Genomic DNA, 14,467 nt, shown 5'->3' on the forward strand with positions numbered 1-14,467 from the left:
GAAAACGAGCACCATGAACCTTGTTAACCTGCGATTACCGGGGGTGTGAACCGTGCGAAACGTGCCCTTAACGACATCCCTCAGCGAGATCCTTTGACGACATGGGCCGCGCCGCCCCCGGTCAGCGCCCCGGTCAGCGCCGCGGTGTCTCCCCGTTCGTGCCCAGCCATCCGGCCAGCTTTCCGCCGTGTCCCACCGCGCGCAGCCGTCGCTCCGCCGCGTCCCGCACGGGATCCGTGGCGACCACCAGCAGCTCGTCCCCGCGCCGGAGCACCGTGGTGGGCAGCGGAACGAACGATTTTCCCTCGCGGACGACGAGGGTGACGGCGGCCCCGGCCGGCAGCCGCAGCTCGTTGACCTCGACGCCGTGCATCTTCGATCCGTCGGGGATCGCGACGGACAGCAGGTGTCCGCGCAGCCGCTCCAGAGGCGCCGACTCGATGCCGAGGTCGGCGGCCTCCGTGTCCCCGCCCAGCCGCAGCTGGCGGGCGAGCCAGGGCAGAGTCGGCCCTTGGACCAGGGTGTAGGCGACGACCAGGACGAAGACGATGTTGAAGATGCGGCGGCTGCCGTCGACACCGTTCACCATGGGGATCGTCGCCAGGATGATGGGCACGGCGCCGCGCAGCCCGGCCCAGGACATGAGGGTCTGCTCCTGCCACGGCACCCGGAACGGCGTCAGGCACAGCACGACGCTCAGCGGGCGCGCGACCATGGTCAGCACCAGGCCGATGACGAGGGCGGGCCACACGTCGTCGCCCAGCTCGTGCGGGGTGACCAGCAGGCCGAGCAGGACGAACATGCCGATCTGGGCGATCCAGCCGAGCCCTTCGGCGAAACCGCGGGTGGCGGGCCAGTGCGGCAGCTTGGCGTTGCCCAGCACCATGGAGGCGAGGTAGACGGCGAGGAAGCCGCTGCCGTGCGCCAGCGCACCGGCCGCGTACGCCGTCACGGCGATCGCCATGACGGCGATCGGGTAGAGGCCGGAGGCGGGCAGCGCGACGTGCCTGAGCCCCCAGGAGCCCAGCAAGCCGACCGCGATGCCGATGGCGGCGCCGATGGCCAGTTCCAGGGTTATCTCGCCGAGGAGCGCGTACCAGTGCTCGACCGGGCCCGCGGTGGAGAAGGAGACGACCAGGATGACCACGGGGGCGTCGTTGAAGCCGGACTCGGCCTCCAGGGTGCCCGTCACGCGCGCGGGGAGGGGGATTCTGCGCAGCACGGAGAAGACCGCCGCCGCGTCCGTCGAGGACACGACCGCCCCGATGATGAGCGCCTGGCGCCACTCCAGCCCGATGAGATAGTGCGCGGCCGTCGCCGTGACCCCGACGCTCACCGCGACCCCGACCAGCGCCAGCACGGTGGCGGACGGCAGCGCGGGCTTGATCTCCTTCCACTTCGTGCCCAGTCCGCCCTCGGCCAGGATCACGACCAGGGCCGCGTATCCGATGACCTGGGTCAGCTCGGCGTTGTCGAAGTGGATGTCGCCGAGGCCGTCCTGGCCCATCGCGACGCCGATGCCCAGATATACGAGCAGGCTGGGGAGCCCGCTGCGCGAGGAGATCCGGACCGCTGCGACGGCGACGAGCAGGACGAGCGAGCAGACGAGCAGGAGCTGGTTGAGGTCGTGGACGGTCAGTGGCTGTTCCCTTCCCTGGCTCACGGGCATCACGCGCGCGTGGGCTCACGTACATAGGACACGAAGGGGTGGGTCTCCGCATCCAAGTACTTCGTTACCTTACCTAACTCTTGACGATTTCTTGACACTCCTGAAGGCAAGATCGAACGTCCGTCCGCGCTGGTACCCGACTCCGCGTCAAGTGGCGTCGGGCCCTGCGCCTATGGTTGCTCCAGCGCTCATTCAAAGTCACAGCCCCGCCTGCCGCTCGCGTTAGGACAGCAAGGACAGCGATGCCCCCCAACACCACCGCCTCATCGGGTCAGAAGCCCGGCAAGTCCGGCAGGAAAAAGGGGCGCAAAGCCCGTCTGATCGTCCTCGTCCTGGTACTGGCCATCATCGGCGGCGTCGCCTACGGGGCGTACTGGTCCATCAGCACCGTCCGTGCCTCCTTCCCGCAGACCAAGGGTTCGATCACGCTCGAGGGCCTGTCCGGACCGGTCGACGTGAAGCGCGACGGCTACGGCATCCCGCAGATCTACGCCGCCTCCGACGAGGACCTGTTCATGGCGCAGGGCTACGTCCAGGCACAGGACCGGTTCTACGAGATGGACGTGCGCCGCCACATGACCTCCGGGCGGCTGTCGGAGATGTTCGGCAAGAGCCAGGTCGACACGGACGAGTTCCTGCGCACGCTCGGCTGGGACCGGGTCGCGAAGAAGGAGTACGACACCAAGCTGTCGGCCTCCACCAAGAAGTACCTCCAGGCCTACGCCAAGGGAGTCAACGCCTACCTGCAGGGCAAGGACGGCGAGGAGATCTCCCTCGAGTACGCGGCGCTGGGCTTCGTCAACGACTACAAGCCCGAGCAGTGGACCCCGGTCGACTCGGTGGCCTGGCTGAAGGCGATGGCCTGGGACCTGCGCGGCAACATGGACGACGAGATCGACCGTGCGCTGCTCACCAGCCGCCTCGGCCCCAAGCAGATCGAGGACCTGTACCCGGGCTATCCGTACAGCCGCAACAAGGCGATCGTCCAGGAAGGCCAGTACGACGAGCTGACCAAGACGTTCGAGCAGGGCAGCGGCACCTCGGGCACGGGCGCTGGCACGGGGACAGGGACCGGCACCGGAACGTCGACGAGCGGCACCACGGGCACCGCGTCCACCTCGGGCACCACGGCCCTCCAGAGCCAGCTCTCGGGCCTCTACGGCGTCCTGGAGGACCTTCCCGCGGCCGTCGGCGTGAACGGCAACGGCATCGGCTCGAACTCCTGGGTCGTCGGGGGCTCGCACACCATCACCGGCAAGCCGCTGCTGGCCAACGATCCGCACCTGTCGGCCTCGCTGCCTTCCGTCTGGTACCAGATGGGCCTGCACTGCCGCACCGTCTCCAGCAAGTGCCAGTACGACGTCTCCGGCTACACCTTCGCGGGCATGCCCGGCGTCGTCATCGGCCACAACCAGGACATCTCCTGGGGCATGACCAACTCCGGCGTCGACGTCACCGACCTCTACCTGGAGAAGCTCAGCGGTAACGGCTACCTGTACGACGACAAGGTGAAGCCCTTCACCACGCGCGAGGAGACCATCGAGGTCGCCGGCGGCGAGCCCAAGACGATCGTCGTCCGTGAGACCAACAACGGGCCCCTGCTGTCCGACCGCGACGACGAACTGGTCAAGGTCGGCAAGAAGGCCACCGTCGACACCGCCGCACCCGACCGCGGCGACGGCTACGGCATCTCCCTGCGCTGGACCGCGCTGGACCCGGGCACCTCCATGGACGCCGTGTTCGCGATGGACAAGGCGACGAACTGGAGCGACTTCCGTGCGGCCGCGGCCCTGTTCGACGTGCCGTCGCAGAACCTGGTCTACGCCGACACCGACGACCACATCGGCTACACGCTCCCCGGAAAGATCCCCACGCGCGCGCAGGGCGTGGACGGCTCGATCCCGCAGCCGGGCTGGGACTCCAAGTACCAGTGGACCGGCTACATCCCGCAGGACCAGCTCCCCTACGAGTACGACCCCGCGCGCGGGTACATCGTCACCGCCAACCAGGCCGTGATCGACAAGGACAAGTACCCCTACACGCTCACCACCGACTGGGGCTACGGCGCCCGCAGCCAGCGCATCACCGACCTGATCAAGTCGAAGATCGACGACGGCGGCAAGATCTCCACCGACGACATGCGCCAGATGCAACTGGACAACAGCAGCGAGATCGCCAAGTTGCTCGTGCCCAAGCTGCTGAAGATCGACATCGAGGACAAGGACGTCCGCGAGGCGCAGAAGCTGCTGGAGGGCTGGGACTACACCCAGGACGCCGACTCGGCGGCCGCCGCCTACTTCAACTCGGTCTGGCGCAACATCCTCAAGCTCGCCTTCGGCAACAAGCTGCCCAAGGAGCTGCGGGTCAAGGGCCAGTGCCTGTGGGTCGAACCCGTGAACACCACCGGCCCCGCCGACGAGACGGAGAACGTCCGCGAGTGCGGTCAGCGCGACGCCGACCAGGCGCAGCCGGACGGTGGCGACCGCTGGTTCGAGGTCGTGCGCAACCTCATGGAGGACGAGAAGAGCGACTGGTGGAAGACGCCCGCCGGGGTGGGGGACCGCCCCGAGGCGGAGAACCGCGACCAGCTGTTCAAGCGCGCCATGATCGACGCCCGCTGGGAGCTCACCGCCAAGCTCGGCAAGGACATCGACACCTGGAGCTGGGGCCGGCTGCACCGCCTGTTCCTGAAGAACCAGACCCTCGGCACCGAAGGCCCCGGCATCGTGCGGTACGCCCTCAACCGCGGTCCCTGGAAGCTCAGCGGCGGCGAGGCCACCGTCAACGCGACCGGCTGGAACGCCGCCGGCGGCTACGGCGTCATCTGGGTGCCGTCGATGCGGATGGTGGTCAACCTCGGCGACCTCGACAAGTCCAGGTGGATCAACCTCACCGGAGCCTCCGGGCACGCCTACAGCGCCCACTACACCGACCAGACGGGCAAGTGGGCCAAGGGTGAACTGCTGGACTGGTCCTTCTCGAAGGACGCTGTCGACAAGAACACGAGCGACACACTGGTACTGAAGCCATGAGCCACTGACGGCGCATCGTCGAACGGGCCCTCCACGCCCGCGTGGAGGGCCCGTTCGCGTGCGCTCACCTGGCGCGGCTCACGCGTCGTCCCGGAAGCGGCGCACACCCGACGGCGTCACCACCGCGTGCACCGCCTGGTCGTGCACCTCCGCGGGGACGCGCTCGATGATCTCGGAGTCGTAGAGCAGCACCACCAGGGCGGGGTGTGCGCCCGCGCGTTCCAGGCGCGCCAGCACCCGGTCGTACGATCCTCCGCCGCGCCCCAGCCGCATGCCGCGCGCGTCGACCGCCAGGCCGGGCAGCAGCACGACGTCGGCGCCGGTCACGGCGTCCGGGCCCAGACGCTCCCCGGAGGGCTCGAAGAGGGCCATCTTTCCGCCGTGTCGGACGCGCGCGAGGGAGTCCGTCCCGGTGTACGCGCCCCAGTCCAGATCGTTGTCGGGCAGGAGCGCCGGGAGCAGGACGCGCACGCCCCGCGCGCGTAGCGCGTCCAGGAGCGCGAGCGTGCCGGGTTCACTCCCCACCGAGACGTACGCCGCCACCGTGCGCGCCCGCGCCAGTTCGGGCAGTCCGAGCGCCCGTCCGGCCAGCGCGGTCGCGGATTCTCGCACGTCATCGGCCGTCAACCTGTTCCTCACCGCGAGGAACTCTCGCCGCAACATTCGCTTGTCAGGCTCTCCAGGACGTCCGATGTGACTCAAAGGTCGCTCCCGTACCCTTCCAATACGCTCATATCAGAGCTAATTAACCGGAGCCTCAGATTCCCTGCAAAGGCACCGGATAAGGTTGCGTGCATGACTCAGTCTCACCCTCGGATCAGCAAGGCTGTCATCCCCGCAGCAGGCCTCGGCACCCGGTTCCTGCCGGCCACCAAGGCCACTCCCAAGGAGATGCTGCCGGTCGTCGACAAGCCGGCGATCCAGTACGTGGTCGAGGAGGCCGCCTCCGCGGGTCTCGACGACGTCCTCATGATCACGGGCCGCAACAAGCGCCCGCTCGAGGACCACTTCGACCGCAACTACGAGCTGGAATCGGCGCTTCAGAAGAAGGGCGACGCCGGCCGGCTCGCGAAGGTGCAGGAGTCCAGCGACCTCGCCACCATGCACTACGTCCGCCAGGGCGACCCCAAGGGCCTCGGTCACGCCGTCCTGTGCGCGGCGCCGCATGTGGGCCACGAGCCCTTCGCCGTCCTCCTCGGCGACGACCTGATCGACCCGCGCGACCCGCTGCTCAAGCGGATGGTCGAGGTTCAGGAGCGGCATGGCGGCAGCGTCATCGCGCTCATGGAGGTCGAGCCCGAGCAGATCCACCTCTACGGTTGCGCGGCTGTCGACGCCACCGAGGACGGCGACGTGGTCAAGGTGCACGACCTCGTCGAGAAGCCGGCCGCGGCCGACGCCCCGTCCAACTACGCGATCATCGGCCGCTACGTCCTCGACCCGCACATCTTCGACATACTCCGCAAGACCGAGCCCGGCCGCGGCGGCGAGATCCAGCTCACCGACGCCCTCCAGCAGCTCGCGGCGGACGAGAAGGTCGGCGGCCCGGTGCACGGCGTCGTCTTCAAGGGCCGCCGCTATGACACCGGCGACCGTGGTGACTATCTGCGTGCCATTGTCAGACTCGCGTGCGAACGTGAAGACCTGGGCCCGGACTTCCGGACCTGGCTTCGCAGTTACGTAGCCGAGGAGATGTAGCAACGTTGAGCAGCGCCGCGCCCCACACCACCGGCCAGGACCACCTCTGGTCGGTGGACGAACACCTGGAGGACATCCTCGCGACCGTCCGCCCCCTGGAACCCATCGAGCTGCAACTCCTCGACGCCCAGGGCTGCGTCCTGGTCGAGGACGTGACGGTGCCGGTCTCCCTGCCGCCGTTCGACAACAGTTCCATGGACGGGTACGCGGTGCGGGTCGCGGATGTCGCGGGCGCGAGCGAGGAGTTCCCCGCCGTCCTGGACGTCGTCGGGGACGTCGCGGCGGGCCAGGCCGAGCTGCTCCACGTGGGTCCCGGCCAGGCTGCCCGCATCATGACCGGCGCCCCGCTGCCGCCCGGCGCCGAGACCGTTGTCCCCGTCGAGTGGACCGACGGAGGCCTGGGCGAGGGGCCCGCGACCGGGATGCGCGCCCGCGCCCTGGCCCCCGAGGGCGCCGAGGGGCACGTGCACGTGCACCGGCCCGCCGAGGCACGCGCGCACGTACGCGCGAAGGGCAGCGACGTGAAGGCCGGCGACCGTGCCCTCGAGGCCGGTACCGTCCTCGGCCCGCCGCAGATCGCACTGCTCGCCGCGATCGGCCGCGGCACCGTACGCGTGCGCCCGCGCCCGCGCGTGGTCGTCATGTCCACCGGCAGCGAACTCGTCCAGCCCGACGAGCAACTGGGCAACGGCCAGATCTACGACTCCAACAGCTTCGCCCTCACCGCCGCCGCCCGCGACGCCGGCGCCATCGCCTACCGCGTCGGCGCCGTCGCCGACGACGCCGAGACCCTCCGCGACACCATCGAGGACCAGCTCGTCCGCGCCGACCTCATGGTCACCACGGGCGGCGTGAGCGTGGGGGCGTACGACGTCGTCAAGGAGGCGCTGTCCTCCGTCGGTGACGAGGACGAGGCCGGCAGCGGCATCGACTTCCGCAAGCTCGCCATGCAGCCCGGCAAGCCGCAGGGCTTCGGCTCCATCGGCCCCGACCACACCCCGCTCCTCGCGCTGCCGGGCAACCCCGTCTCGTCGTACGTCTCCTTCGAACTGTTCGTCCGTCCCGCGATCCGCGCTCTCATGGGCCTGGAGGACGTGCACCGGCCGCGCGTGACCGCGAAGCTGACCGCCGGCAAGGCGCTGACCTCGCCGAAGGGGCGCAGGCAGTTCCTGCGCGGGACCTACTCCGACGGCACGGTCACCCCGGTCGGCGGTGCCGGGTCGCACCTGGTGGCGGCCCTCGCGCACGCGGACGCGCTGATCGTCGTCCCGGAGGACGTGGAGTCCGTCGAGCCCGGCACCGAGGTCGAGGTGGTCCTGCTCGGCTGAGTGCTCCTGGTTGGCGGTACCGTGTCGCGCACAACAGGCTCGCGCGCCGTACCGCGAGGGGCCGGGACCGGGAGCGCCGCACAGCATGAGTACGCAGGACCGACTGACTCACATCGACGAGGCGGGCGCCGCCCGTATGGTCGACGTATCCGACAAGGACGTGACCGCGCGCACCGCCCGCGCCAGCGGTCGGGTCCTCGTCTCGCCCCGGGTGATCGAGCTGCTGCGCGGCGAGGGCGTCCCCAAGGGCGACGCCCTCGCCACCGCGCGGATCGCGGGCATCATGGGCGCCAAGCGCACCCCGGATCTGATCCCGCTGTGCCACCCGTTGTCGGTGTCGGGTGTGAAACTGGATCTGTCGGTCGTGGACGACGCCGTGGAGATCCTCGCCACGGTCAGGACGACGGACCGCACGGGCGTCGAGATGGAAGCCCTCACCGCGGTCTCCGTCGCCGCGCTCACCGTGATCGACATGGTCAAGGCGGTCGACAAGGGAGCGGTCATCACGGACGTGCGGGTGGAGGAGAAGACAGGCGGCAAGTCGGGCGACTGGAGCCGGGCATGACGTATCGCGCTCTTGTGGTCACCGCCTCCAACCGGGCCGCCGCCGGGGTCTACGAGGACAAGGGCGGCCCGTTGATCGCCGCGGGCCTGAAGGGCTTCGGCTTCGACGTCGAGGGACCGCAGGTCGTGCCCGACGGGGACCCTGTCCGGGCGGCCCTGCGCGCCGCCGTCGACGCCGGATACGACGTCGTCGTCACCACCGGCGGCACCGGTATCTCGCCCACCGACCGCACCCCCGAGGCGACCCGCGAGGTGATCGACCACGAGGTGCCGGGCATCGCCGAGGCCATCAGGGCGTTCGGACGGGCGAAGGTGCCGACCGCCGCGCTCTCGCGGGGCCTGGCCGGAGTGGCGGGACGGACACTGATCGTCAACCTGCCGGGTTCCACCGGCGGAGTGAAGGACGGACTCGCCGTCCTGGAGCCCCTGTTGGTCCACGCCGTCGACCAGATCCGCGGCGGCGACCACCCCAGACCCGGGGCCGGCACTGGGGGTGCGAGCTGAACAGCCCATCCTGGCCCGTCGTGCTGACGGACGGCGATGTCGTCCTCCGGCCCATAAAGGTGCGCGACCAACGGGCCTGGCGCGAGGTCAACCGGCGCAACCGTGACTGGCTGCGCCCCTGGGAGGCGACCATCCCGCCGCCCACGCCCAGCGGGGCGATCGCGCACCGGCCGACCTACCGGCAGATGGTGCGCCATCTGCGGGCCGAGGCGAACGCGGGCCGGATGCTGCCGTTCGTCATCGAGTACCAGGGGCGGCTCGTCGGGCAGTTGACCGTCGCCGGGATCACCTGGGGCTCGATGTGTTCGGGGCATGTCGGCTACTGGGTGGACGAGTCGGTGGCCGGCCGCGGGGTGATGCCGACGGCCGTGGCGCTCGTCGTGGACCACTGTTTCCGGACCGTCGGACTGCACCGCATCGAGGTCTGCATTCGCCCGGAGAACGGGCCCAGCCGCCGGGTCGTGGAGAAACTCGGATTCCGTGAGGAGGGGCTGCGGCCCCGTTATCTCCACATCGACGGGGCCTGGCGCGACCATCTCGTCTTCGCGCTCACCGCGGAAGAGGTGCCGGAAGGGTTGCTCGGGCGATGGCGGCGGGCACGCTCACAGAAGGCTCCGCACACCACGCCCCGGAACCCGCAGAACACGCCGGGGAATCCCACCTAGCCAGGGAAGCGGCCGGGCCAGCGACTCGGGTAATTGAATAAATGTTCGAGAATGATCGGATGGCGATCATCTCAGGGCATTAAATTCGCGGCTCCGGCGACCTGCTGATCGCATCGGTCACAAAAAAAGCTCGAAATATCAGCCAGATCGTGCGACACACCGGCCCAATTGGCGGATGGCCTCACGCGAATCCCTCTACCGTGTGAGGCGTGAGCAGCAGCGGCCTCATCTACGCAGTCATTGTCGGGGCCTGGGCCGCCTACTTGGTGCCGATGTGGCTCCGTAGGCAGGACGAGCTGAACGAGGCCCGTCCGACGGAACGCTTCAGCACCGCCATCCGGCTGCTGTCCGGACGGGCGGGGATGGAGCGCCGGTACGCCAAGGACCTGCGGGCGCGCTCCACCGAGGAGGAGCCCAGCGCCGTCGATCCGGATGCCGTCACCGACTCGGTGGACGTCCGGGCCTTTGCCATGCCTCCGACGCGCCCGCAAGTGCGCGCGGACGTGCGCGCGGAGGCGTCGGCGCGCAGGGAGTCGGCGCGTGAACCGGCGCGCGAGAGAGCGGCCGACCCGGCCGCGCACGCCCCGGCACCCGTATCCGGATCCGCTCCGGCGCGCAAGCAGGTGCCCGCGGCCCGGCGCTCGCCCGCAGCGGAAGCCGCCGCGGCGCGCGCCCGGCGTACGAAGGCACTCGCGCGCCGTAGACGTACCACCGTGGTGCTCTTCATCGCTTTCACGCTCGGCGCGGTCGTCGCCGCCGTCGGGGGGCTCGCGTTCCTGTGGGCACCCGGCGTGCCCGCCGTGCTGCTCAGCGGGTACATCGCCTACCTGCGCTCCCAGGAGCACCGTCGCTTCGCCTACCAGATGGACCGGCAGCGGGCCGAGGCGGCGGCGCAGCGGCTGAAGGAGCGTGCGCGCCAGCCGCGCCGGCGCCCGACGGCCGAGGCGATCGACGGGGACGAACCGGACGAGGGACCAGAGCCGGGGCAGGACCCCGGGCTGTCGGCGCTCGCCGCCGACCGGCGCGCCCTCGTCGAGCAGACCGACCATGCGGAGTGGGTCGACCAGCAGCGCGAGCGGCAGCGCAGGCCGGGGCACGGGGACAGCTGGGAGCCGGTGCCGGTGCCGTTGCCGACGTATGTGACGGCGCCGGTCGCTCCGCGGGCCACCTCGGACGTGGACCTGGGCGCGCCGGACGCGTGGAGTTCGGCGCGGTCCAGCTCGGTCGCCGGGGAGCGGGAGGGGCATGGCGCCGGTGCCGAGTCCGGTGCCGGGCAGGACGGTGCGGCCCAGGACGCCGAGGCGGGGGAGTCGTCCCACGGCGAGGACAAGGCGGACGAGGACGAACGCTGCGACGCCCGCCGGGCCGCGTCCGCGCGCCGGGCGCGCGAGCGGGGACGTACGCCCCTGTTCGATCAGTACGAGGACGGGGAGCGGCCGCGCGCGGCCAACGAGTAGGCGCCGCGCCCCACCGCCGCGGCCAGCCGTCCCACCTGTGGCTGTTGCGCGGCCGGGGCAGGGAACGGATTTCCAAGCACCCCGATCGGGGTGCTAAGGTTTCACTCGTTGCAAGGGCCTGTGGCGCAGTCTGGTAGCGCACCTCGTTCGCATCGAGGGGGTCTGGGGTTCAAATCCCCACAGGTCCACGCAGCATAGGGGCCCGTTCCTGATATCAGGAACGGGCCCCTTGCCATGCGTACCGCAGTGACGTACAGCAACCGCGCCGGCTGATCCCGCGTCAGAATCGGCCCGGCTATGGAGAAGTTCTCCGGCGCAGGGCATGGGCCGCAGGAAGCACCGCCGATACGACGGCGAGGAGCGCGCACGCGCCCGTGGCCGCGCCGAGTTCGGGCCAGGGGAGGCGGAGCGGGGAGCGTGCCGACTGCAGGCCCAGGGCGCCCCACATGCCGCCGAGGTTGAGAGCCGTCACCAGCAGGCCGAGGAGTGCGCCCACGGCCACCACCAACAGAGCCTCCGCGGCGACGAGGCGCAGCACCTGGCCGGTCGTGGCGCCCGCCAGCCGCAGGGACGTGAACTCGCGCTTCCGGTCGGACGTCACCATGAGCAGGGTGTTGACGAGGGAGATGCCCGTGTACAGCAGCGCGATGCCCAGGACGAGGAGGAAGCCGAGGCGGGTCTTCTCGTCGGCGTCCGTGAAAGTGGCCGTGGGGTAAGCGGTCCGCAGCCACTCCTCGCGGGTCTGGACGGAGACGTCCGTGGCCCCCAGGGCTGTCCGTAGCCCTGCCGCCGTTCCTCCCGTCACCTCGACCCGGTCGACAGCGGCCCCGCGCGCGTTGGCCAAAGTGATGTACGCCCCGTTGTTGCCCGTGCCGACCGGCATCACCGCGGCGATGCGGAGCGACCTGCGGGTGCCGTCGCCGAGCCAGACGGTGACCCGGCGGCCGACTTCGTGCCGCGCCCACTCCTCGTTGACGATGATCGAGTCGCCGTCGAGGTCGGTGACGCGGCCCGCCGTCAGGGGGAGGCGCACGGTCGCCGCGAGCGCCCTCGGATCGGCCGCGCGTGCCTCGGACTTGATGAGGGCGACCCCCTCCTCGAGGACGTACACGGCGCTCGACGCGGTCGCCGAGACCTCGGTGCCCGGGATCGCGCGCAGACGGCGGAGCGTGTCCGGGTCGAAGCCGTTCGGCGACGTCAGCACGAAGTCGGAGACGGTCCGCTCGCGCGCCTCCGTCGCCCTCGCCTCGTTCAGGGTCGCCGTGGCGCCGAGCAGCGAGCCGGTGAGGGCCACCATGATCAGGACGGGGGCGGCGACGGCGGCCGTACGGCGGACGGCGGCGCCCGCGTTCGAGCGGACCAGCATGCCGCACGGGGCGAGGACCCTGGTCAGGGGGCGGACCAGGGCCGGGGCCAGCAGGGCCGTCGCCGTGATCAGGAGCATCGGGCGGCTGACGTACGTCTTGCGGTGCAGCAGCTCGCCCGGGTCGGTCACCAGCGCGAGTGCGAGGGTGACCGCGGCGGTGATCAGCAGGGCCGCACCGCACAGCAGGTGGCCGAGCGTCAGGGCGCGTTCGCGTTCGTCCACCGCCGCCTCACGCAGCGCCTGCGTCGGCGCGGTCCGGCCCGCCCGCCAGGAGGCGGCCATCGCCCCGCACAGCGCCACCGACAGACCGGTCCAGAAGGCGAGATGGTACGGCCACGTGTGGTCGCCGATCGCGAACCAGGCCGGTGCGACACCGCCGTCCACCACGCGCTCCGCCAGCCACGGGGCGGCGTACGCCCCCAGCACGCAGCCCGCCGCGGACGCCGGTCCGCCCACGAGCAGCGCCTCCGTCAGCACCGCGCGCCGGATCTGGCCCGGCGTCGCGCCGGCCGTGCGCAGCAGGCCGAACTCCCGGCGGCGCTGGGCCACCGCGAAGGCGAAGGTCGACGCGACGACGAACACCGACACGAACCCGGTCACCCCGCCCGCCGTGCCGAACAAGGCGTTCAGTGTCGTCAGCGCCTCGGCGTCCCGCTCGGGATCGGCGTCCGCGAGCCGGCGCTCGTCACCGGTCAGCACCCGCGCGCGGCCGTCCACCGCGCGCCGTACCGACGACGCGTCCGCCTCCACCACGAGCTGTGTGCTCGTCGGAGACAACGCGGCCGCCCGCGCGTCCGTGTAGAACAGCGCGTTCTCGAAGCCGAGCGCGCCCACCGTGCCGACCACGCGCACCATCCCACGCGCCGTGCGCAGGCGCTGCCCTACCGTCGTCCGGCCGTCCGTGGCCACGACCTCGTCCGCGGCGCGGGGCGCCCGGCCCGCGGTCAGTTCGTACGGCGCGAAGGCCGCCGTCGACCAGGGATGTCCCACCAGGTCGCCGTGGACGACGAACGTGCGGTCCTCCGTGACCCTGCCCAACCTCCGCAGCGCTGTCACCGTGTCCGCCGGCACGGGACGCGGCCGGGCCAGCCTGTGGGTGCGGTCGCCGATGGGGGTCGGTACGTGCAGCGTGTCCTGGCCCTTCACCACGACCGGGGCCGCGGCGAAGCGTTCCGGCGTGCGCACGGGGGCGTCCAGGGAGGAGGCGAGGGCCAGGCCCATCACGGCGAGCACGGCGACCCCGAGGGACAGAGCGACGAAGCTGCCGATGAAGGCGGTCCAACGGGAGCGCAGGGTACGCAGGGCGAGCATCAGCACGGGACGACCTCCGAGGCACCGGCCTGCGAGCCATCCGCTGGCGCCCCCGTCTCCAGCGACGTCATACCCGCCGCGATCTCCCCCGCCGACGCCCCCGTCACCTCGCCGTGCACGTGCCCGTCGACCAGGAAGACCACGCGGTCGGCGTACGACGCGGCCACCGGATCGTGCGTGACCATCACGATCGTGCGGTCCTCGGTGTCGACCAGTGAGCGCAGCAGGGCCAGCACCTCCCGCCCGGTGGCGGAGTCCAGCGCACCCGTCGGCTCGTCCGCGAACAGCACGTCGGGGCGGGTGATCAGCGCGCGGGCCAGGGCGACGCGCTGCTGCTGGCCGCCGGACAGCTGCGCGGGCCGGTGCCGGGCCCGTTCACCGAGCCCCACCCGCCGCAACGCCTCACGCGCGCGTGCCTTCGAAACCCGCCGGCCGGCCAGCCGCAGCGGAAGGAGGACGTTCTGTTCGGCGGTCAGGGAGGACAGGAGGTTGTACGACTGGAAGACGAAACCGATGCGTTCGCGGCGCAGCAGGGTCAGTCGTCGTTCGCTCAGCCCGGTCAGTTCCGTGCCGCCGACCCGCACCGAGCCCGATGTCGGCCGGTCCAGCCCGGCCGCGCACTGCAACAGCGTCGACTTGCCGGAGCCGGAGGGCCCCATGACGGCGGTGAACGTGCCCTGTCCGAAGCCGAGCGAGACCCCGTCGAGCCCGGTCACCCCGCCGTCGCCCTCGCCGTACCGCCTGATGACGGAGGTCAGTCGAATCGCGTGGTCTGTCATCTGCCCTCATTGAGTCCGCAGAAGGCCGACGGCCCTCATCAAGTCGAAGAGAGCTCTACGAAACCGCGCCGCCACCGCGCGGATCACTGCGGCA

General features: G+C 70.9%; 11 protein-coding genes and 1 tRNA gene. 8 read left to right on the top strand and 4 right to left on the bottom strand.

Annotated elements, in window-relative coordinates:
- Positions 1–133 precede the first annotated feature (133 nt).
- Positions 134–1,669 (bottom strand): potassium/proton antiporter, encoded by a 1,536-nt coding sequence (locus tag QF037_RS27125; protein WP_307029510.1) that lies wholly within the window; start codon positions 1,667–1,669, stop codon positions 134–136.
- A gap of 242 nt (positions 1,670–1,911) precedes the next feature.
- On the opposite strand from QF037_RS27125, the gene QF037_RS27130 reads away from it, so the two are divergent.
- Positions 1,912–4,701, top strand: a complete 2,790-nt coding sequence (locus QF037_RS27130; RefSeq protein ID WP_307029512.1) for a penicillin acylase family protein — start codon at positions 1,912–1,914, stop codon at positions 4,699–4,701.
- A gap of 78 nt (positions 4,702–4,779) precedes the next feature.
- On the opposite strand, the gene QF037_RS27135 is transcribed toward QF037_RS27130, so the two are convergent.
- Entirely contained in the window at positions 4,780–5,364 is a 585-nt protein-coding gene (locus QF037_RS27135; protein ID WP_307029514.1) for a 5-formyltetrahydrofolate cyclo-ligase, read from the bottom strand.
- Between the two features lie 132 nt (positions 5,365–5,496).
- On the opposite strand from QF037_RS27135, the gene galU reads away from it, so the two are divergent.
- The 7 genes from galU (at position 5,497) to QF037_RS27170 (ending at position 11,105) form a co-directional block, all read left to right on the top strand.
- Entirely contained in the window at positions 5,497–6,399 is a 903-nt protein-coding gene (gene galU, locus QF037_RS27140; RefSeq protein WP_307029516.1) for a UTP--glucose-1-phosphate uridylyltransferase GalU, read from the top strand.
- Between the two features lie 5 nt (positions 6,400–6,404).
- The gene (gene glp, locus QF037_RS27145; protein WP_307029518.1) at positions 6,405–7,727 is read left to right on the top strand and encodes a molybdotransferase-like divisome protein Glp; all 1,323 of its coding nucleotides are present in this window, start codon (positions 6,405–6,407) and stop codon (positions 7,725–7,727) included.
- An 85-nt stretch (positions 7,728–7,812) separates the two neighbouring features.
- A complete protein-coding gene (gene moaC, locus QF037_RS27150) occupies positions 7,813–8,292 on the top strand; it encodes a cyclic pyranopterin monophosphate synthase MoaC (RefSeq protein ID WP_046261452.1) in 480 nt (159 codons plus the stop codon).
- Complete coding sequence (locus QF037_RS27155) at positions 8,289–8,795, top strand: MogA/MoaB family molybdenum cofactor biosynthesis protein (protein ID WP_307029520.1); 507 nt, start codon at positions 8,289–8,291, stop codon at positions 8,793–8,795. Before moaC ends, QF037_RS27155 begins: the two co-directional genes overlap by 4 nt.
- A 20-nt stretch (positions 8,796–8,815) precedes the next feature.
- Positions 8,816–9,460, top strand: a complete 645-nt coding sequence (locus QF037_RS27160; RefSeq protein ID WP_307029522.1) for a GNAT family N-acetyltransferase — start codon at positions 8,816–8,818, stop codon at positions 9,458–9,460.
- A 209-nt stretch (positions 9,461–9,669) separates the two neighbouring features.
- Positions 9,670–10,917 carry a divisome protein SepX/GlpR gene (sepX, locus tag QF037_RS27165; RefSeq protein WP_307029524.1) on the top strand — a complete coding sequence of 416 codons (1,248 nt, stop codon included), beginning with the start codon at positions 9,670–9,672 and terminating at the stop codon, positions 10,915–10,917.
- Positions 10,918–11,031: 114 nt separating this feature from the next.
- Positions 11,032–11,105, top strand: a tRNA-Ala gene (locus QF037_RS27170).
- Between the two features lie 107 nt (positions 11,106–11,212).
- Here QF037_RS27170 and QF037_RS27175 read toward each other — a convergent pair.
- Both QF037_RS27175 and QF037_RS27180 read right to left on the bottom strand, forming a co-directional pair.
- Positions 11,213–13,600: an FtsX-like permease family protein gene (locus QF037_RS27175; RefSeq protein ID WP_307029526.1), complete on the bottom strand. Its 2,388-nt coding sequence runs from the start codon at positions 13,598–13,600 to the stop codon at positions 11,213–11,215.
- A complete protein-coding gene (locus QF037_RS27180; protein WP_307029528.1) occupies positions 13,594–14,373 on the bottom strand; it encodes an ABC transporter ATP-binding protein in 780 nt (259 codons plus the stop codon). The genes QF037_RS27175 and QF037_RS27180 overlap by 7 nt, the downstream gene beginning before the upstream one ends.
- Positions 14,374–14,467: the final 94 nt, after the last annotated feature.

The organism is Streptomyces canus, from assembly GCF_030815415.1.
Lineage (GTDB): Bacteria > Actinomycetota > Actinomycetes > Streptomycetales > Streptomycetaceae > Streptomyces > Streptomyces canus_F.

Excerpts from the sequence above, each read along its gene's own strand:
- QF037_RS27155 (WP_307029520.1), top strand. The coding sequence starts at position 8,289 with ATGACGTATCGCGCTCTTGTGGTCACCGCCTCCAACCGGGCCGCCGCC.
- QF037_RS27135 (WP_307029514.1), bottom strand. The coding sequence starts at position 5,364 with ATGTTGCGGCGAGAGTTCCTCGCGGTGAGGAACAGGTTGACGGCCGAT.
- galU (WP_307029516.1), top strand. The coding sequence starts at position 5,497 with ATGACTCAGTCTCACCCTCGGATCAGCAAGGCTGTCATCCCCGCAGCA.
- QF037_RS27130 (WP_307029512.1), top strand. The coding sequence starts at position 1,912 with ATGCCCCCCAACACCACCGCCTCATCGGGTCAGAAGCCCGGCAAGTCC.
- QF037_RS27125 (WP_307029510.1), bottom strand. The coding sequence starts at position 1,669 with ATGCCCGTGAGCCAGGGAAGGGAACAGCCACTGACCGTCCACGACCTC.
- moaC (WP_046261452.1), top strand. The coding sequence starts at position 7,813 with ATGAGTACGCAGGACCGACTGACTCACATCGACGAGGCGGGCGCCGCC.
- QF037_RS27180 (WP_307029528.1), bottom strand. The coding sequence starts at position 14,373 with ATGACAGACCACGCGATTCGACTGACCTCCGTCATCAGGCGGTACGGC.